Raw genomic sequence first — 19,290 nt, forward strand, 5'->3', positions numbered from 1 at the left:
GGGGGACATGCGGGTCGCGCTGATGGTCACGTGCATCAACGACGCCCTCTACCCCGACACCGGCAAGGCCGTCGTGACGCTGCTGCGCCGCCTCGGCGTCGAGGTCGAGTTCCCGGCGGGCCAGACGTGCTGCGCCCAGCCGATGGTCAACACCGGCTACCTCGACGAGGCGGTGCCCGTCGTACGCAACTTCGTCGACACGTTCGCCGGGTACGACGCCGTCGTCACGCCGTCCGGCTCCTGCGCGGGCTGCGCGCGGCACCAGCACTCGATCGTCGCGCGGCGCTCGGGTGACGCGGGGCTGGCCGCCGCGGTCGAGGAGACGTCGCCGAAGGTCTACGAGCTGTCGGAGTTCCTGGTCGACGTGCTCGGCGTGACCGATGTGGGTGCCTACTACCCGCACACGGTGACCTACCACCCGACCTGCCACTCGCTGCGGATGCTCGGGGTCGGTGACCGGCCGCGGCGACTGCTGGAGAGCGTCCGCGGCCTGACGCTGCTGGAGCTGCCGGCGGCGGACCAGTGCTGCGGCTTCGGCGGCACCTTCGCCGTGAAGAACTCCGACACCTCGGTCGCGATGGGCACCGACAAGGTGCGGCACGTGCAGGACACCGGTGCGGAGGTCCTGGTCGCGGGCGACAACTCGTGCCTGACCCACATCGGCGGCCTGATGACGCGCCAGCAGTCCGGCGTGCGCCCGGTGCACCTCGCGGAGATCCTGGCGGCCACCGAGGCGGACCCGGCATGAGCGGCGGCACCTTCGTCGGGATGCCCGCCTTCCCGAAGGCCGCGCACGAGGCGCTCGGCAACGCCCAGCTGCGCCACAACCTCGCCCACGCCACCGGCACCATCCGTGCCAAGCGGCTCCGGCTCGTCGACGAGGTCAATGCGAACTCCTCCTGGGAGGAGCTCCGGCTCGCCGGCGCCGGGGTCAAGGAGTCGGCACTGGTCGACCTCGCCACCCATCTCGAGCGGCTCGAGGAGTCGCTCACCGCCAACGGCGCGACCGTGCACTGGGCTCGTGACGCTGCCGAGGCGAACGCGATCGTCGCGTCGATCGCGAAGGGCCACGGCGTTGACGAGGTCGTCAAGGTCAAGTCGATGGTGACCCAGGAGATCAACCTCAACGAGGCGCTCGAGGCCGAGGGCATCGCCGCCTGGGAGACCGACCTCGCGGAGCTGATCGTCCAGCTGGGCGAGGACCTGCCCTCTCACATCCTGGTGCCCGCCATCCACCGCAACCGCTCGGAGATCCGCGAGATCTTCCTCGCCAAGATGGCCGGGGCCGGCCGGCCCGCCCCCGAGGACCTGACCGACGAGCCGGCCGTCCTCGCCGCTGCCGCCCGGGCGCACCTGCGCGAGAAGTTCCTGCGCGCGAAGGTCGGCATCTCCGGTGCGAACTTCGCCGTCGCCGACACCGGGACGCTGGTCGTCGTGGAGTCCGAGGGCAACGGCCGGATGTGCCTGACGCTGCCCGAGGTGCTGATCTCGGTCGTCGGCATCGAGAAGGTCGTGCCGACGTGGGAGGGCCTGGATCCCTTGCTGCGCCTGCTTCCTCGATCCTCGACCGGCGAGCGGATGAACCCCTACACGTCGACCTGGTCCGGCATCACGCCCGGCGACGGCCCGCAGGAGGTGCACGTCGTGCTCCTCGACAACGGCCGCACCAACGCGCTCGCCGACGAGGTCGGCCGTCAGGCCCTGCGCTGCATCCGCTGCTCGGCCTGCCTCAACGTCTGCCCGGTCTACGAGCGCACCGGCGGGCACGCCTACGGCTCGGTCTACCCGGGCCCGATCGGCGCGATCCTGAACCCGCTGCTCAAGGGGCCGGGCGCCGACGAGCAGACCGACTCGCTGCCGTACGCGTCCTCGCTCTGCGGCGCCTGCTTCGAGGCCTGCCCGGTCCGCATCGACATCCCCTCGGTGCTCGTCGACCTGCGCGCCCAGGTCGTCGACGCCCATCGTGGCGGCGTCCCCAAGCTCGAAGCGGTCGCGTTCAAGGCGTCCGCGGTCGCGCTGTCGGACGCGCGCAAGCTCGCCTTCGGCGAACGCTTCACGCGCCTCGGTCTGCGCGTCGCCCGCCGCTTCGGCGCCTCGAAGTGGACGTCGTCCCGCGACCTGCCGCCCGCGCCGCCGGAGTCGTTCCGCGCCTGGTGGAAGCGCACCGACGGAGGTCGCCGATGAGCGCCCGGGACGACATCCTGCGCAGGGTCCGCGCCGCGCTCGACGGCGTCGAGCCCGGGTACGCCGTGCCGGCCGCGCCCCGCATCGCGCCGCTGGACGACGTCGTCGGCCACTTCGTCGAGCGGGTCGAGGACTACAAGGCCGTCGTGCAACGCTGCTCGCCCGCGGACCTCGCCGACCGCGTGACGGCGGCCCTGCCCGACGGAGCCCGGGTCGTCGTGCCCGCCGGGCTCTCGGTCGCCGTTCCCGGTGCCGACGAGGACGCCGGCTTCGGTGCGCACGAGCTCGACGGCTACGACGCCGTCGTCACCGAGGCCCGGGTCGGGATCGCGGAGACCGGGACGATCATCCTGGACCACGGGCCTGGTCAAGGGCGTCGAGCGATCTCGCTGGTCCCCGACCTCCACGTCTGCATCGTGCGGGCCGACCAGGTCGTGCCCGACGTTCCCGACGCACTGCCGCTCCTCGACCCCGCGCGGGCCCACACCTGGATCAGTGGGCCGTCGGCGACGAGCGACATCGAGCTCAACCGCGTGGAGGGGGTCCACGGGCCGCGGACGTTGGTCGTCATCGTCGTCGAAGCCGCTCCGTGACCATGGTCGACTCGGGCCGAACGCCCGCCGCTGCCGGCGGCTGGGACCCCAGCGCGGACGACGTCCGCATCCTCCAGCTGCTCTCGGAGGGGCACACGACCGACGTGATCGCGCGCCGGGTGGGCCTGTCCGAGCGCACTGTCCGGCGGCGGCTCCGGACCATCGCGGACGAGATCGGCGTGGACTCGACGATCGAGGCCGTCGTGTACGCCGTGCGGGCCCGCCTGATCTGAGCGGATCGGCGTCAGCGATTGAATCGTTCTCGCCGACCTGAGAACTTCCTGTGACCGGATGCGGTCAGAACCGTTGTGACGGCGGTCACGACGACCTACGTTGCCGTTTGCAACGTTTCAAATCCCCCCGTCGCAAGGAAGTCCTCATGTCTGCACCTCGAGCTCGCGCTCGTGCACATGGCCGCCTCGTCGCCCCGGTGGTGGCGCTCGGCCTGGGCCTGACCCTCGTCGTCCCCGCCTCGCTCGTGACGGCATCGTCCGCCGCCGCCGCCGCCGCCGCCGCCGTCGCCGCGCCGCTGACGGTCACCGGTCTCCAGACCAACGGCCGGACCGAGCCGCTCGGCATCCCCGGGGCCGACCCGAGCCTGAGCTGGAGGTCGGAGTCCTCGGCGCGCGGGGTCGTGCAGAGCGCCTACGAGGTGCGGGTCGCCAGCAGCGAGGGCGAGCTCTCGTCCGCAGACGTCTGGGACTCCGGCAAGGTCGGCTCCGACGACCAGACGGATGTCGTGTACGGCGGTCCCGACCTCACCGCCGGCACCCGCTACGTGTGGCAGGTCAAGGTGTGGGACGGGTCCGACGCGGCCTCCGCGTGGAGTGAGCCCGCCACCTTCGAGACCGGGCTCCTCGACGCGGCCGACTGGGGCGACGCCGACTGGATCGGCAAGTCCGCCAACGGCGAGGTGGACCGGTGGACGAACTACACCGCCGACATCGACTTCGACATCGACAAGCTGGCGCTGGGCGTGTTCGTCCGCGCCAAGGACACCGCCAACGCGTACATGTGGCAGATCTCGACCGCCGACGGCACCGGCGTCCCGAAGTTCCGTCCCCACAAGCGGGTCAACGGCGTCTACACGCTGCTCGACAACAAGCCGATCACCGGGATCACGTCGGCCCAGCTGCTGGAGGGCACGCACCGCCTGTCGGTCAAGGTCGACGGCAGCACCATCACGACCCTGCTCGACGGCACCCAGATCGACCAGCGCACCGACGCGACGTTCGCGAAGGGCTTCGTCGGCTTCCGCCAGGACTTCGCCAACGACGTCAACGAGTCCGCGGACATCAAGGCGGTCAAGGTCACCGCGCTGGGTGACGGCGGAGCGGCAGGCGACGTGCTGCTCGACACGGACTTCTCCGACGGCAACCCCTTCAACGGCGGCACCCTCACCGCCCAGGGCCTGCGCGTCGCCGATCGCAAGGACGTGCTGTGGCGCTCCCCGGACGCCAACAAGCCGCTGCTCCGCACGGAGTTCACGACCGAGCCCGGCAAGACCATCGAGTCGGCACGCGTCTACGCCTCGGCGCACGGCGTGTACGAGCTCGAGCTCAACGGCGAGAAGGTCGGTGACCAGTTCCTCGCTCCCGGGAGCACCGACTACCGCAAGCGGATCCAGTCCCAGACCTACGACATCACCGACCAGGTCCACGAGGGCGACAACGCCCTCGGCGCCGAGCTCGGCGACGGCTGGTGGGCCGGCAAGGTCGGCATGTGGGGCCCCGGCATGTTCGGGTCCTCGCTCGGCCTGATCGCCCACCTCCGGATCGACTACACCGACGGCACCCACCAGGTCGTGGACAGCGACGGCAGCTGGAAGAGCCACTTCGGCCCGTACGCCGCGGCCGACAACATCGACGGCGAGACCTACGACGCCAACGCCGAGCAGCCCGGCTGGGACCAGCCGGCGTTCGACGACGCCGCGTGGAACGACGTCACGGTGACGGGCTCCGACACGAGCACGCTGGTGCCCCAGCCCGACGAGCCGGTCCGCGTGACCGGCGAGCGTCCGGCGCTGTCGCGGGTGCCGTCGCCCGGCGTCGACAACGGCTACATCTACGACCTCGGTCAGAACATGGTCGGCGTCGCACGGATGCGCATCTCCGGAGTCGCCGGCCAGACCGTCAAGTTCCGGTACGCCGAGGAGCTCCGCGCGAACGGCGCGTTCTACGTCGGCAACCTGCGGGCCGCGAAGGTGACGGACTACTACACGTTCAAGACGACCGGCACGGTCGAGTACACCCCGAAGTTCACGCAGCACGGCTTCCGCTACATCGAGATCTCCGGCGCGGCGACCCCGCCCGAGATCGGCGACGTCACCGGTGTCGTCTGGGGCTCGGACCTCAAGGCGACCGGCACCCTGCAGACCTCGGACGCGATGCTGAACCAGCTGGTCAGCAACATCTCGTGGGGCCAGCGCGGCAACTTCCTGTCGATCCCGACCGACACCCCTGCCCGTGACGAGCGGCTCGGCTGGACGGGCGACATCAACGTCTTCGCCCCGACCGCGAGCTACCTGCGCGACACCCGCGCGTTCCTCTCCAAGTGGACCGCGGACCTGCGCGACTCGGCGTACGGCAACGGCAACCTGCCGGGCATCGCGCCGTCGGTGCCGACGATCGACCTGGGCAGCGGCCTGGGCTGGTCGGACTCGCAGATCACCGTCCCGTACGCCTCGTTCCACGCCCAGGGCGACACCGCGATCGTGCGCCAGAACTACGCGGCCATGCAGAAGTTCTTCACCTTCGTGCAGAACGGCGCGGGCGCCGACCTGATCGACTCGGCGCGCGGCAACTGGAACGACTGGCTCAACCTCGACGACAACACCGGGGTCGACGTGCTCGGCACCGCCTACTACGCCGAGGACGCGCGGATGCTCTCCGAGATGGCTGCGGCCATCGGCGAGGACGACGATGCGGCCGAGTACGCCGCATTGTCCGAGCAGATCCGCGACGCCTTCACCGACAAGCTGATCTCCGACGACGGCACGGTCGACGGCAACAGCCAGACGGCGTACGCCATGGCCCTCGGGATGGACCTGGTCACCGACCCGGCGCTGCGCGAGAAGGTCGGCCAGAGGTTCGTCGCCAAGCTCAAGACCAGCGACTTCCACCTGACGACCGGCTTCCTCGGCACCCCGTGGCTGCTGCCGGCCCTGACGAGCATCGACCGCACCGACCTCGCCTACACGATGATCCTCAAGAAGGACTACCCGTCGTGGGGCTACGAGATCCAGCACGGCGCGACCACGATGTGGGAGCGCTGGAACTCGATCGGTCCGGACGGCAGCTTCGGCGACGAGACCATGAACTCCTTCAACCACTACGCGTACGGCGCGGTGGGCGACTGGATGTACCAGAACATCGGGGCCATCAAGGCCCTCGAGCCCGGCTACCAGAAGATCCAGGTCAAGCCGGCGGTCGGCGGCGGCCTCACCCACGGGTCCGGCCACTACGACTCCGTGTACGGCGAGATCGCCACCGACTGGAAGACCGAGGGTGACGACCTCACCCTCTCGGTCGACGTGCCGGTGAACACCACGGCCGACGTGGTGCTCCCCGCCGCCAACCAGTACGCCGTCAGCGAGGGCGGGCACCTGCTCTCCGACGTCGACGGGGTCACCGACGTGGCCGCGGCCGACGACCTGGTGACCGTCACGGTCGGCTCGGGCCACTACGAGTTCGCGGTCACGGCCGCCAACGCCCGCCTCGGCTCGATCATCGAGTCCGTCGATGCCGTGAAGGCGCACGTCGACGACCTCGCCGGCAGTGCGGACCTGGAGTCCGCCGACGCCGAGCACCTCGACGGCGGGCTCGCCGACGTCCGCGACGACGTCTCGGCCGCGCTGCTCGCCGGGCTCGCCGAGGAGTCGACGACCCCCGACCTGCAGAGCGCCCTGGCCGGCGTGCAGGCCCTGCGCGGCTGGCTCGGGACCTCGGGTGCCGAGCAGTCGGTCCGTGCGGACCTCGACGGCCGCCTCGGCCAGGTCGAGGCGCAGCTGGTGCGGGCGCTCACGGTGAGCCTCGGCATCCAGGTCGCGCTGCCGCCGGTCTCCGGCTCGGCCCTGCCGGGCACGACCGTGTCCGGGACCATCGACCTCACCAACAGCGCGACGGGGCCGGTCACCGGGCTCGCCGCCGAGGTCTCCGTCGACGGCTGGGGGACGGCGAGCGCCTCGCTCGGCGCCCTCGCGGTCGGGGCGAGCGCCCAGCTCCCGGTCACCTTCGAGGTGCCGAAGCACGAGGCTCCGGGCGGCTTCGACGCCGACCTGACCCTCACCTTCACCGTGGGCGGGCAGCAGCTGACGCTCACGGACACCACGGCCGACTGGGCCACGGTCACGTCGGGCCTGACGATCGGGACGGCCACCGCCACGATGGACGGTGCCGACCCGGTGGAGCACGCCACCCTGGCCGTGCCGGTCACCAACGACGGCAACGCGGACGTCACCGCCCACGTCGCCGTGACCCTGCCGGCGGGATGGAAGAGCGTCCCGTCCGACCGGGTGACCATCCCGGCCGGCGGCACCGTCACGGCCGAGGTGCCGGTCGTGGTCCCGCTGGACTTCGTGTCCGGTCCGGTGGCGACGACGATCGACGTACGACGGGCCGGGGTCAGCCTGGTCTCCGTCGACGCCAGCCCCGCGTTCGACCTGGCGACCCCGCCGACCGTGGACGCGGTCGACCACGTCGACTTCGGCAACACCGCCTCGGAGAACGCGCACGGCCTGCAGGCGTCCGCCAGCAGCGGCACCAACACCGAGGCGGGCCTCACCCGGCGCTACGCCAACTCGGCCAACCCCGGGGCCTGGTACTCCGCGACGGTCGACGTGACGCCGAACAAGCCGTTCATCCTGCGTGGCGTCGAGACCTTCGACGGCGCGCGCACCAAGAAGTACCACGTGTACGTCGACGACGTGCTGGTGAAGACCCAGCTGGTGCCACGCGCCGAGACGGGCGCCGGCACGAAGGTCTACGACCTGCTGGTCGACGACCCGGCCGTGCTGGCCAACGACGGCAACGTGCGGGTCAAGTTCGAGTACCCCACGGACGCCAGCGGGTTCTTCGACCCCTCGATCGCGGACCTGTGGGTCCTCGAGGTCGGGGCCGACACCCAGGCTCCGGACGTGTCCGCGACGACCACCTCCGGCACCGTCGGCGACGCCGGCTGGTTCCGGGGCGACGCCACCGTGGCGGTCACGGCCGCCGACAACCGGGACGACGCTCCGGCGGTCGAGACCGGCGACGGTGCGTCCTGGCAGTCGTACGTCGGGCCCCTGACGGTGTCCGGTGACGGCAAGCACGAGGTGTCCTACCGGTCCTCGGACCAGGCCGGCAACGCCTCGGGGACCCGGACCCTGCCGGTGTGGATCGACCAGACCGCACCGCAGACGACGCTGGCCGCCACCCGTGGCGCCGGCGTCGAGGGTGCGGACTCGGCCACGCTGTCCTTCGCCGCGACCGACGCCCTCAGCGGGGTGGCGCAGACCGTCTACCGCGTCGACGGTGGCGCCTGGGCGACGCTGGGTGCCGGGCCGGTCACGGTGCAGGGCTTCGGCGAGCACCTGGTCGACTTCGCCTCCACGGACGTGGCCGGCAACCCGGAGGTGGTCCGTCACCAGACGGTCGACCTCGCGGACGTCGACGCGATCGCGGCCCTGGTCGCACCGCAGGTCACCGGTGTCGCGAGGTACGGCGCGCGGCTGACCGCCACGACCGGCTCCTGGAACACCAAGGGCCTGAGCTACGGCTTCCAGTGGCTGCGCGATGGTGTCGCGGTGTCCGGCGCGACCTCGTCGTCGTACCTGCTGGGTGCGGGTGACGTCGGCAAGCGGATCTCGGTGCGGGTCACGGCGACCAAGGCCGGCAAGGCGCCCGGGACCTCGGACTCGACCGCCACGGCCAAGGTCGCGAAGGCGACCTCGGCCACCAAGGTCTCGGTGAGCCCGACCAAGGTCAAGAAGGGCAAGCCGGTGCTGGTCAAGGTCACGGTGGCGTCGTCGCCCACCGCGACCGGCAGGGTCACGGTCCGCGTCGACGGCAAGGCGGTCAGGACCCTGTCCCTCAAGGCCGGCAAGGCCTCGGTGAAGGTCGTCGTGAAGAAGGCGGGCAAGCACAAGGTGACGGCCGTGTACGCCGGATCCGCGGCGGTCGCCGGCTCCACCTCGGCGGCCAGCACGTTCAAGGTCGGCTGACCTGAGCAGGCCCGGAGATGTAACGCGGCGTTACATCTCCGGGCCCGGCTCGTTGTGCTCGGTGTGAAACCGTCCCTGGCCGCCCTGCTCGCCCCGCTCCTCGCCGCGTCCGCGCTGGTCCTGCCCACCGCGCCCGCGACCGCTGCCGCACCGGTGGCCGACCGGGCCGCGTGGCAGCCACGGGCGGCGACGTACCCCGGCACGGTCACCCGGACCGACCTGGCGATCCCGATGTCCGACGGCACCGTGCTCCGCGGCGACCTGGTGCTCCCGGCGAAGGCCGACGGCACCGCGGTCGACAAGCGCCTCCCGGTGATCGTCACGATCACGGCGTACAACAAGTCGTCGGGCAGCGTCAGCGGCGGCCTCACCGGCTCGGCCCCCGACTACCTGGTGGAGCGCGGCTACGCCCACCTCACCGTCGACGCCCGCGGCACCGGCAGCTCCGAGGGGCAGTGGGGCGCGTTCAGCCGGCGCGAGGACAAGGACGCCGGCGAGATCGTCGAGTGGGCCCACTCGCGCAAGCGCCCGTGGAGCGACGGGCGGATCGGCATGAACGGCCCGTCGTACCTCGGGATGAGCCAGATCTTCGCTGCCGGCGCCCGGCCCGCGGGGCTCAAGGCGATCTTCCCGCAGGTGCCGGCCGCGGATGTCTACCGTGACGTCGTCGCGTCCGGCGGCCAGGTCGACGTGGGGTTCATCCCGCTGTGGCTCGGCCTCGTCACCGGCACCGGTGTCATCCCGCCCGCCGTCACGGCCACCGACCCCGAGTCCGGGTTCGGCGCCCTCATCGACCACCTGTCCGCCGTCGGCACCTTCACGCTGCCGCTGCTGCTCGACGCGGTGGCCGGTGGCGACTCGGCGTACGACGGGAAGTTCTACCGCGACCGCTCCCCGGGCCGCGTCATCAACCGGGTCACCGTGCCGACCTTCCTGGTCGGCGGTGAGTTCGACATCTTCCAGCGCGGCACGCCGCTGCTCTTCGAGAACCTCCAGCGCCGGGGCGTCCCGACCAAGATGATCATCGGCCCGTGGGACCACCTCGAGGGCTCGTCGGCCGCGGACATCGACCGGGCCGGCTACGGGACGCTCGACGAGCTGCAGCTGCGGTGGTTCGACCGCTACGTGCGGGGTGTGAAGGACGCGTCCCTCGACACCGACATCCCGCCGATCACCTACTACGAGCAGGGCAGCGGCCACTGGACGAAGGCCCAGCACTGGATGGGCAAGCAGCACGCCGAGAGCTTCCGGCTCACCGGCTCCGCGGCGGCGGGTGGGGGCATCGGCAGGCTGACCCAGGGTCGGGTCGTCGCGGGCAAGGCCTACGTCCCGCCGGTCCCGGTCTCCGGGCTGTGCACACGCTCGACCAACCAGTGGACGGCGGGGCTGCCGGAGGCGGCCCTCGCCGACCTGCCCTGCTGGTCCGACAACGCGCCCAACGACAAGACCGGTGTGGTCTTCCAGACGGACCCGCTGACGAAGGCGCTGCGGCTGCGCGGTCCGATCAACGCGCGGCTCTACACGTCCAGCCTCAGCGGCGACGGGATGCTCTCGGTCTCGGTGTCGGACGTCGCACCCAACGGCAAGGTCACCCGGTTGACCGGCGGCTGGCAGGTCGTCTCGCAGCGCGCGCTGGACCGCTCGCGCACGCGCTTCCTCGACGGCCAGGTGCTCCAGCCCTTCCACCCCTTCACCCAGGCGTCCAAGAAGCCGCTGGCCAACGGCCAGGTCGCCCCGGTCGACGTGGAGGTCTTCCCGACCGCCGCGAAGATCGCGAAAGGTCACCGGCTGCGGATCGCGATCCAGTCCTTCGACGTGCCGCACCTGCTGCCGTCGGTGCCCGACCTGCCGAGCACGCTGACCGGGCTGACGATCCACAACTCGGCGACCTACCCGTCGGTGCTCACGATCCCCGGTCTGTGAGCCGGGTCAGGAGGGCGAGCAGGCGCTGACGGTCGCGGGCGGGCAGCGCCTGCACGAGGTGCCGGCGTACGGCGTCCGCGTGCACGGGGCGGGCCCGCACCGCCGCTGCGCGCCCCATCGTGGTCAGCCGGACCTCGACGCCGCCGGGCACGTCGGTGCGGTTGACGAGTCCACGCTCCGCCATCCGCCGGAGGTGATGCGACAACCTGCTGCGGTGCCAGCCCGTCGCGGCCGCGAGGTCGCTCTGCCGCAGCCGCGTGCCCTCCGCATCCTGTAGACGTGTCAACACGGTGACGTCCGGCTCCGAGAGCCCGGTCGCTGCGGCGACGTCGGCGCTCACCTGCGACAACGCCTCGGCCGCGGCGACCCACGCCGCCCAGAGCGCGGCCTCGTCGTCGGTCAGCGGCTCCACGGGCCCACCCTACGGGTGGACGTTGTCGTGTCAACGTCGCGATGAGTTCGCCGTCGTACGCCGGTCTGCCCCCGCATGCCCATCCTCGACTTCGCCCACGCGACCGACGCTGTCTCCGCGGTGCTCGACGGCATCCGCGACGACCAGCTCGCCGACCCCACTCCGTGCCCCGACTGCACCGTCGCCGACCTGCTCCAGCACGTGAGCGGCCTGGCGGCCGCGTTCACGTACGCCGCGCGCAAGGCGCCGGTGCCTGCTGGTGGCAGCCAGGCGACCTTCGACGCCTCCCTGCTGTCGCCCGGGTGGCGGACCGAGATCCCCGCCGCGCTCGCCGGCCTGGCCGAGGCCTGGGCCGACCCGGTGGCGTACGACGGGCTCACGATGGCCGGCCCGATCGAGATGCCGGCCGACATCGCGGCCCTGGTGGCGCTCGACGAGGTGGTCGTGCACGGGTGGGACCTGGCCCGCGCGGCCGGCCTGCCCTACGACCCCGACCAGGCCGCCGTCCTCGCCTGCCTGGGCTTCGCCACCAGCTTCACGCCGCCGCCCGACGCCGGCGCCGGCCCCTTCGGCCCGCCCGTGCCCGTCCCCGACTCCGCGCCCGCGCTCGACCGGCTCGCCGGTGCCACCGGTCGGGACCCCGGGTGGGCGCCGTCTCGCTTGTAACGCGGGGTTAGGACCACTGGTGACCCCGTTCGAACGGGGTGCCTAGTGGTCCTAACCCCGCGTTACAGCGGTCGCGGCCCCCGCGCACCCCGCCTGATTTCGTCCCGCCCGGACCCCTCCGGTAATCTTCCGCGCGGTGGCGTGTCCGAGCGGCCGAAGGTGCAACACTCGAAATGTTGTGTGGGGTCAAACCCACCGTGGGTTCAAATCCCACCGCCACCGCCAGTGAACGCCCCGGGTCCTCGATCCGGGGCGTTCGGCGTTCCCGGGCCTGTTGTCGGGCCGCGTCGGTGCAGGTCGAGAATGTGCGCATGCCGATCTTCGAGTTCGAGGGCAAGCGCCCCACCGTCCACCCCGACGCCTTCGTCGCCCCGACCGCGACCCTGATCGGCGACGTGACCGTCGAGAAGGGCGCGAGCATCTGGTACGGCGCGGTGCTGCGCGCCGACATCTGCACGATCGTCATCGGCGAGGGCGCCAACATCCAGGACAACTCGGTCCTGCACGCGGCGCCCGGCACCAGCCTCGTCGTCGGCCGGAACTCGACCGTCGGCCACGGCTGCGTCGTGCACTGCGCCGAGGTCGGCGAGCAGGCGCTGATCGGCAACGGGTCCACCCTGCTCGACGGCGCGAAGGTTGGCCCCCGCACGCTGGTCGCCGCCGGCTCCGTGGTCACCCCTGGCACCGACCTCCCCGGCGGGATGGTCGTCGCCGGCATCCCCGCCAAGCCGACCAAGCCGATCGAGGGGACGTCGTCGGAGTTCTGGGTCGAGCAGAACCCGCCGTACTACCAGGAGCTCGCGCAGCGGCACGCCGCCGGCGCGAGCGAGGTCGAGGCGGCGTCATGACCGTGCGGGTCGAGGTCGACGGAGCGGTGACGACGGTCGTCGTGGACCGTCCCGAGGCCCGCAACGCCGTCGACGGCCCGACCGCCGCGGCGCTGGTCGAGGCGTTCCGCGCCTTCGACGCCGACGACAGCCAGAGCGTCGCAGTCCTGTACGGCGAGGGCGGCACGTTCTGCGCGGGCGCCGACCTCAAGGCGATCGGGACCGAGCGCGGCAACCAGGTGACCGAGGACGGCGACGGCCCGATGGGCCCGACCCGGATGCGGCTCTCGAAGCCGGTGATCGCGGCGATCGACGGGTACGCCGTCGCGGGCGGCCTCGAGCTCGCGCTCTGGTGCGACCTGCGCGTGGCCGGGGGCGACGCGATCCTCGGGGTCTTCTGCCGGCGCTGGGGCGTGCCGCTGATCGACGGCGGCACCGTCCGGCTGCCTCGCCTGATCGGCGCGAGCCGGGCCATGGACCTCATCCTCACCGGCCGTCCGGTCGACGCCTGGGAGGCCGAGCGGATGGGCCTGGTCAACCGGGTGGTCCCGGCCGGCCACGCCCGCGCCGAGGCGGAGGCGCTGGCCCGCACCCTGGCCGCGCTTCCCCAGGCCTGCTTGAGGAACGACCGCCTCTCGATGCTCGAGCAGGAGGGCCTGACCGAGGAGGACGCGCTCGCCGCCGAGTACCGGCACGGCCTGGCCTCGCTCGAGGCCGGGGCGCTCGACGGCGCGGCGCGGTTCGCGGCCGGCGAGGGTCGGCACGGAGCCTCCTAGGCCTTGCCCCTCCGCGGCGGCTCGTCCAGGCACACCGCGACCACGCTCCCGGCCCGAGCCAGGGCGAAGACCCCACGGTCGTAGGCGATCAGGCGCAGGTGACCGTCGGGGGTGCGGACCAGCACGGACGCCGGCTCGTCGTCGGCGAAGCCGGTCGTCGAGCAGTCGTGGCGGTCGAGCACCCGCTGCACGGTGCCGGGCGGGTCGGCGGTGACCGCGAGCGGGCCCCCGCCCTCGTCGTACGGCCCGGCCCAGAGACCGGCCAGCAGGACGAGGGACAGGAGCCCCGCGCGGATCACGAGGAGCGTGTGTGGGAGCCGGTGGGGCATCGGAACCTCCTCGTACGGTGCCTCCCGCGTCCGTCCCCCCAGGGCGGGCGCGGTCCTCCCATCCGGTCAAACGACGATGTGCGCCCGGGGGTACGCGAAGATGGGGAACATGCCGCAGCCGAACCCCTGGTTCTCCTCGCCCGCCGACGCCGCCACCCGGTTGGCGGAGGCGGGCTACCTCGCCGACCCGACGACCGCGACCACGGCGTACCTCGCCGGTGCGCTCGAGAAGCCGCTGCTCGTGGAGGGGCCGGCCGGCGTCGGCAAGACCGAGCTGGCCAAGGCGGTCGCGACGGTGACGGGCGCCGAGCTGGTGCGGCTGCAGTGCTACGAGGGCCTCGACGAGGCGCGCGCCCTGTACGAGTGGAACTACAAGAAGCAGCTGCTGCGCATCCAGTCCTCGCAGGGCTCCGACCAGGAGTGGTCGGCCACGCACGACGACATCTTCACCGACGAGTTCCTGCTGACCCGCCCGCTGCTCACCGCCATCCGGCGCGAGGAGCCGACGGTGCTGCTCATCGACGAGGTCGACAAGACCGACGTCGAGGTCGAGGGGCTGCTGCTCGAGGTGCTGTCGGACTTCCAGGTCACCATCCCCGAGCTCGGCACCGTCGCCGCCGTACGCCGTCCCTTCGTGGTGCTCACCTCCAACGCGACCCGCGAGCTGTCGGAGGCGGTGAAGCGGCGCTGCCTCTACCTGCACCTGGACTACCCGGACGCCGAGCGTGAGCGGGAGATCGTGACGTCGCAGGTGCCCGACCTGGAGGAGCGGGTCGCCGTACGCCTGGTGGAGACCATCACCCGGCTGCGGGAGCTCGAGCTGAAGAAGGCGCCGTCGATCGCCGAGTCGGTCGACTGGGCGCGGACGCTGGTGGCGCTGGAGATCGGCGAGCTGGACGACAAGGCGATCGCGGACACCCTCGGCGTCGTGCTCAAGCACGCGTCCGACCAGGCCAAGGCCGTCAAGGAGCTGAGACTCCGCTCATGACCTCGGGACTCGTCGACCGACACATCTCCTTCCTGGAGGCGCTGCGCGCCGCCGGGCTGTCGGTGTCGCTCGCCGAGGACCTGGACGCGATCGCGGCGCTGTCGGCGCTGCCGTGGGACGACCGGGCGACGATCCAGGCGGGGTACGCCGCGACGCTGGTCAAGAAGCAGACCCAGCGGCCGACCTTCGACGCGCTGTTCGACGTCTACTTCCCGCGGATGGTGGGCGACGGCGTCGCGGGCCGGCGCGACGACGCCGACGCGGCCGACGGCGCGGTGCGTGACAACGCGGCGGCGCTGGCCGCCTTCCGTGAGGAGCTCGCGGACGCGCTGGCCGAGGGCGACGAGCAGGCCATGCTGGAGCTCGCCGCGGAGATGATCGCGCGCTTCGGCGCGATGCCGGGTCGTGGTCCGGGACTGTCGTCCTGGTCGGCGTACACCGCGATGCAGCGGGTGTCGCCGTCCGAGCTCGTCGACCGGATCGTGCAGGCCCTGGTGGGGGACGGGCGCCTCGACGACGAGGCCCGGCGCGAGGCCGGTCGCCGGATCGGCGGCTTCACCGCGATGGTCGAGGCGGATGCCCGGCGCCGGATCGCGGAGGAGAAGGGCCCCGAGCACGTCGCCAACGTCGCGATCAAGCCGTCGATCGACCGGCTCGACTTCACGGCTGCGCGCCGCTCCGACCTGGAGCAGATGCGCCGCGAGATCTATCCGCTCGCGCGGCGGCTCGCCACCCGGCTCACCCAGGAGCACCACGCGAAGCGCCGCGGGCCGCTGGACTTCCGGCGCACCGTGCGCGCGTCGATGTCGACCGGCGGCGTACCCCTGACGACCCACCACAAGCCGAAGCGGCCGCACCGCACCGAGCTCGTCGTGCTCTGCGACGTCAGCGGCTCGGTCGCGAACTTCGCGCAGTTCACGCTGCTGCTGGTCTACGCGCTGCGCGACCAGTTCGAGAAGGTCCGCGCCTTCACCTTCATCGACCACGTCCACGAGGTCACCGAGCACTTCGTCCCCGGCGCGGACCCCGCCGACGTACTGACCGAGCTCGCCGCCAGCACCGCCCACGCCGCGCTGTGGGGGCGCACCAACTACGGCCGGGCGCTGGCGAAGTTCGAGGAGAACCACGCCGACGCGCTGGGCCCGAAGTCGTCCCTGCTGATCCTCGGCGACGCGCGGTCCAACTACAGCGACCTGAACCTCGACGTGCTCAAGCGCCTGTCCGGGTCCGCCCGTCATGCGTGGTGGCTGAACCCGGAGCACCGTCGGCACTGGGACACCGGCGACTCCGCCGCCACGAGGTACGGCGAGGTGGTGCCGATGGTCGAGTGCCGCAACCTCGTCCAGCTCGGCGAGTTCGTGCACGACATCCTCTGACGTGGCGGTGCCGGGCGGCGGTGAGCTGGCAACCTTTTCGGCGGCTCGACCGGGCAGAAACGGTTGCTTGCTCACCGCCGCCCGGCGTCACCGCGCGCGCACGACCTGGAACACCTGGCTGGTCACCTGCGCGGAGCCGCCGAGGAACCCGCGCTCGCGCAGGCCCGCCCGCTCGGCGACGAGCGACGGGTCGCCCGAGGCGTCGACGGCGGCGGCCCCGGCCTCGTAGTGCCCGTAGCCGTGGGCGCCCACCACGGTCGTGTCGTGGCCGTCGGTGAAGGCGACGGTCGTCTGCTGGGTGCTGTCCGGGTTGTCGGTGCCGTCGAGGAGGGGGACGACGTCGCCACGATGCTCGAGCGAGAGCACGTGGACGCCGTCGGGGAAGCCGTCCACCTGGGCCGTCGGAGACCCGGCCGTCACGACGTCGGTGATGGTGAAGCCCGTGTCGCGACTGGCGAGCGCGGCGGCCTCCATCCCGCCGAGGGAGTGGCCGACCAGCAGCACCGGCTCGTGAGGCCCGATCCCGGCCCGGCGCATCGCCTCGAGGATGCCGCGCTGGTACGACGTGGGCTCGCCCGCGGCCGAGCGCAGGTCGGAGCCGAGGTCGCGGACGTCGTCGTCCTGGGTCCAGGGGAGAGTTCCGAGGTCGTCGGTGCCGGGCACGTAGACGATGTGCCGCGCACGGTCGGTGCCGCCGTCGAGGGTCTGCACCTCGAGGGTGCCGTTGTCGCGGGAGTCCGGGTCGGGCGACAGTGCGGCCACCTGGGCGAGGTGGCCGACCAGGCCCTCGACCGAGTCGGGCTGACGGTCGCGGGCGGCGACGCCGAGGTCGGGTCGCCGGGTCGTGACCGGGTCGCCGTCGTCGTACGCCGTCGCGAGCAGTGCCGTGGCCGCCCGGTTGCCGGGGACGGGCACGCCGCTCAGTCCGGTGAGCAGCCCGCCGCTGCCGTTGACCGCGTGCTGGACCGCGCCGGGGTGCCCGACCAGCCAGCGCTGCACGCCACCGCCGAGGCGGGCGCGGGCGTCGGGCGGGAGCACGCCGACGACCCCCGCCAGCGCCGGGCCGGCGCAGCGCAGGGAGAGGCCGGCCACCAGGCCGAGGCGCCAGTCGACGGCCTCGATCGCGAGGTGCGTCGCCTCGTCGCTCGCCTCGAGGGCGAGGACGGCGGCACGCACGAGGCGCGCGTCGGCCTCCCAGGCCAGCACCCCGGGCAGCAGCCCGGCCGGGCCGGTGACCGCCGCGACCACGGCGGCCTCGGCAAGCGCGAAGGTCGGCGGCGAGAGCGGCGCGGACGAGGTGAGGTCCGGGTCTGCGAGTGCCCGGAACCCGTCGCCGGCCCAACCGCGCAGCTCGTCGCCGGTCCGGTCGAGCGTGTCGGCCAGGGCGCGTACGGCGGCGTACATCGCCTCGATGCCGTCTGCCCCGCCGCTGACGTTCGTGATCTCCGCGCCGCTCACAGCAGGCTCCCGATCTCGCGGACGGCCCGGTTGACCGCGCCACCCGCGACGGCGGCCACCGCGTCGACCGCTCGGGCGTGGCGGAGCAGGGCATCGGCTGCGTCGTCGTGCAGGTCGGCCGTCGCGGCGAGCGTCGTCAGCCGGGCCGCGACCTGGCGGCGCATCGCCTCGGCGGACCGGCCCTGCCACGGCACGTCGTCGGCCCGTCGTCGTACCCGGGCGGCCTCGGCCCGGATCTCCTGCGCGCGTTCGCGCATCCGCCCCGCGAGGTGTCGAATGCCGGTCGTGTCGGTGAGCATGTCGTCCCCCTTCGTCGTGGGGAGAGGCTCGCCGGGCCGCGGTTGTGGAGAAACCTCAGCGGTCGAGGGCTGTGGACAGCCGCTCGAGCGCCTCCTCGATCTCGCTGCCCGGACCCGCGAAGCTGAGCCGCACGAAGCGACCCCCGTCGACCGTGTCGAAGTCGATGCCGGGGGCGAGGGCGACGCCCGCGGTCGTCAGCAGGTGGTGGCAGAACGCCATCGTGTCGTCGGTGAGGTGGCCGACGTCGGCGTACACGTAGAACGCGCCGTCGGCCGGCGCGAGGTCGGTGATGCCGAGCTTCGGGAGACCGTCGAGCAGGAGGCGGCGGTTGTCGGCGTAGCGCGCGACGTGGCCGTCGAGCTCGTCGTACGACGCGTCGTCGAAGGCGGCGAGGCAGGCGCGCTGGGCGATCACCGGCGGACAGATCGTGAAGTTGCCGGTGAGCACGTCGACCGCGCGACGCAGCCGGTCGGGGACCAGCATCCAGCCGATCCGCCAGCCGGTCATCGAGAAGTACTTGCTGAAGCTGGAGAAGACCACGGCGTCGCGGCTGGTCTCCCACGCGCTCCGGGCCAGGTGCGCCCCGTCGTTGACGAGAGGGGCGTACTCGATGCCGTGGTAGATCTCGTCGGAGATCAGCTGGATCTGCTGCTCCTCGCAGTACGCCGCGAGCGCGGCCAGCTCGCTGGGCAGCAGCATCGTGCCGGTCGGGTTCGCCGGGCTGGCGACGACCAGCCCCTTGATGTCACCCAGGTCCCGGACCTGCTCGACCGTCGGCTGGAAGCGGGTCTCCGGGCCGGTCGGGATCTCGACGACCTCGCAGCCGAGCGCGGTCAGGACGTTGCGGTAGCAGGGGTAGCCGGGGCGCGCCATCGCCACCCGGTCGCCGACCTCGAACGCCGCCAGGAACGCCAGCAGGAACCCGCCGCTGCTGCCGGTGGTGACCACGACCTCCTCCGGGCTGACCTCGATCCCGTGCGTCCGCCGGTGGTGGCCCGCGATCGCCTCGCGCAGCTCGAGGATGCCGGCCGCCGGCGTGTAGCCCAGCGGGTCGCCGGAGTCGAGCAGCCGCTTGGCCTCCTCGCGCACCGGCACCGGCGCCCCGGTCATCGGCTGCCCGGCCAGCAGGTTGAGCATGTCGCCGTGGGTGCGCTGCCGCGCCGCCGACGCCGCCAGCAGGTCCATCACGTGGAACGGCGGCACGTTGGCCCGGCTGGCCACCTGGAACCGGTCGGTCATGGGGGCGAGCGTACGGG

Annotated in this window: 16 protein-coding genes and 1 tRNA gene; 12 read left to right on the forward strand and 5 right to left on the reverse strand. The window is 72.5% G+C overall.

The window, feature by feature from the left end; genetic code table 11:
• The first annotated feature begins 7 nt into the window (after positions 1-7).
• The 6 genes from ASC77_RS07550 (at position 8) to ASC77_RS07575 (ending at position 10,902) form a co-directional block, all read left to right on the forward strand.
• The gene (locus ASC77_RS07550; RefSeq protein WP_056150675.1) at positions 8-748 is read left to right on the forward strand and encodes a (Fe-S)-binding protein; all 741 of its coding nucleotides are present in this window, start codon (positions 8-10) and stop codon (positions 746-748) included.
• A complete protein-coding gene (locus ASC77_RS07555; protein WP_056150676.1) occupies positions 745-2,184 on the forward strand; it encodes a lactate utilization protein B in 1,440 nt (479 codons plus the stop codon). The genes ASC77_RS07550 and ASC77_RS07555 overlap by 4 nt, the downstream gene beginning before the upstream one ends.
• Entirely contained in the window at positions 2,181-2,777 is a 597-nt protein-coding gene (locus ASC77_RS07560; RefSeq protein WP_056150678.1) for a LutC/YkgG family protein, read from the forward strand. The genes ASC77_RS07555 and ASC77_RS07560 overlap by 4 nt, the downstream gene beginning before the upstream one ends.
• Before the next feature lie 2 nt (positions 2,778-2,779).
• Positions 2,780-3,010 (forward strand): helix-turn-helix domain-containing protein, encoded by a 231-nt coding sequence (locus ASC77_RS07565; RefSeq protein WP_056150680.1) that lies wholly within the window; start codon positions 2,780-2,782, stop codon positions 3,008-3,010.
• 146 nt (positions 3,011-3,156) lie between these two features.
• Positions 3,157-8,979, forward strand: a complete 5,823-nt coding sequence (locus ASC77_RS26050; protein WP_082574570.1) for a family 78 glycoside hydrolase catalytic domain — start codon at positions 3,157-3,159, stop codon at positions 8,977-8,979.
• A 63-nt stretch (positions 8,980-9,042) separates the two neighbouring features.
• Positions 9,043-10,902, forward strand: coding sequence for a CocE/NonD family hydrolase (locus tag ASC77_RS07575; RefSeq protein ID WP_156390989.1), 1,860 nt, complete (start codon positions 9,043-9,045; stop codon positions 10,900-10,902).
• On the opposite strand, the gene ASC77_RS07580 is transcribed toward ASC77_RS07575, so the two are convergent.
• Positions 10,883-11,314 (reverse strand): MarR family winged helix-turn-helix transcriptional regulator, encoded by a 432-nt coding sequence (locus ASC77_RS07580; RefSeq protein ID WP_056150684.1) that lies wholly within the window; start codon positions 11,312-11,314, stop codon positions 10,883-10,885. The genes ASC77_RS07575 and ASC77_RS07580 overlap by 20 nt on opposite strands.
• 75 nt (positions 11,315-11,389) lie before the next feature.
• On the opposite strand from ASC77_RS07580, the gene ASC77_RS07585 reads away from it, so the two are divergent.
• The 4 genes from ASC77_RS07585 (at position 11,390) to ASC77_RS07600 (ending at position 13,583) form a co-directional block, all read left to right on the forward strand.
• Positions 11,390-11,980, forward strand: coding sequence for a TIGR03086 family metal-binding protein (locus ASC77_RS07585; RefSeq protein WP_056150685.1), 591 nt, complete (start codon positions 11,390-11,392; stop codon positions 11,978-11,980).
• Positions 11,981-12,115: 135 nt separating this feature from the next.
• Positions 12,116-12,205 (forward strand) — tRNA-Ser (locus tag ASC77_RS07590).
• Between the two features lie 86 nt (positions 12,206-12,291).
• A complete protein-coding gene (locus ASC77_RS07595) occupies positions 12,292-12,828 on the forward strand; it encodes a gamma carbonic anhydrase family protein (RefSeq protein WP_056150688.1) in 537 nt (178 codons plus the stop codon).
• Positions 12,825-13,583, forward strand: a complete 759-nt coding sequence (locus tag ASC77_RS07600; protein WP_056150690.1) for a crotonase/enoyl-CoA hydratase family protein — start codon at positions 12,825-12,827, stop codon at positions 13,581-13,583. Before ASC77_RS07595 ends, ASC77_RS07600 begins: the two co-directional genes overlap by 4 nt.
• Here the strand turns inward: ASC77_RS07600 and ASC77_RS07605 are convergent.
• Positions 13,580-13,912, reverse strand: coding sequence for a hypothetical protein (locus tag ASC77_RS07605; protein WP_056150692.1), 333 nt, complete (start codon positions 13,910-13,912; stop codon positions 13,580-13,582). The two genes, ASC77_RS07600 and ASC77_RS07605, sit on opposite strands and share 4 nt — an antisense overlap.
• 109 nt (positions 13,913-14,021) lie before the next feature.
• On the opposite strand from ASC77_RS07605, the gene ASC77_RS07610 reads away from it, so the two are divergent.
• Both ASC77_RS07610 and ASC77_RS07615 read left to right on the forward strand, forming a co-directional pair.
• Positions 14,022-14,900: an AAA family ATPase gene (locus ASC77_RS07610; RefSeq protein ID WP_156390990.1), complete on the forward strand. Its 879-nt coding sequence runs from the start codon at positions 14,022-14,024 to the stop codon at positions 14,898-14,900.
• A complete protein-coding gene (locus ASC77_RS07615; RefSeq protein WP_056150696.1) occupies positions 14,897-16,276 on the forward strand; it encodes a vWA domain-containing protein in 1,380 nt (459 codons plus the stop codon). The genes ASC77_RS07610 and ASC77_RS07615 overlap by 4 nt, the downstream gene beginning before the upstream one ends.
• Positions 16,277-16,363: 87 nt before the next feature.
• Here ASC77_RS07615 and ASC77_RS07620 read toward each other — a convergent pair whose 3' ends face one another.
• The 3 genes from ASC77_RS07620 to ASC77_RS07630 are packed head-to-tail and all read right to left on the reverse strand — an operon-like array spanning position 16,364 to position 19,273.
• Entirely contained in the window at positions 16,364-17,734 is a 1,371-nt protein-coding gene (locus ASC77_RS07620; RefSeq protein WP_056150697.1) for a hypothetical protein, read from the reverse strand.
• Positions 17,731-18,033 carry a hypothetical protein gene (locus ASC77_RS07625; RefSeq protein ID WP_056150699.1) on the reverse strand — a complete coding sequence of 101 codons (303 nt, stop codon included), beginning with the start codon at positions 18,031-18,033 and terminating at the stop codon, positions 17,731-17,733. The genes ASC77_RS07620 and ASC77_RS07625 overlap by 4 nt, the downstream gene beginning before the upstream one ends.
• A gap of 55 nt (positions 18,034-18,088) precedes the next feature.
• Positions 18,089-19,273, reverse strand: a complete 1,185-nt coding sequence (locus tag ASC77_RS07630; protein WP_056150701.1) for a pyridoxal phosphate-dependent aminotransferase — start codon at positions 19,271-19,273, stop codon at positions 18,089-18,091.
• Between the last annotated feature and the right edge of the window lie 17 nt (positions 19,274-19,290).

Origin of the sequence: Nocardioides sp. Root1257 (assembly GCF_001425175.1) — a bacterium.
GTDB lineage: Bacteria > Actinomycetota > Actinomycetes > Propionibacteriales > Nocardioidaceae > Nocardioides.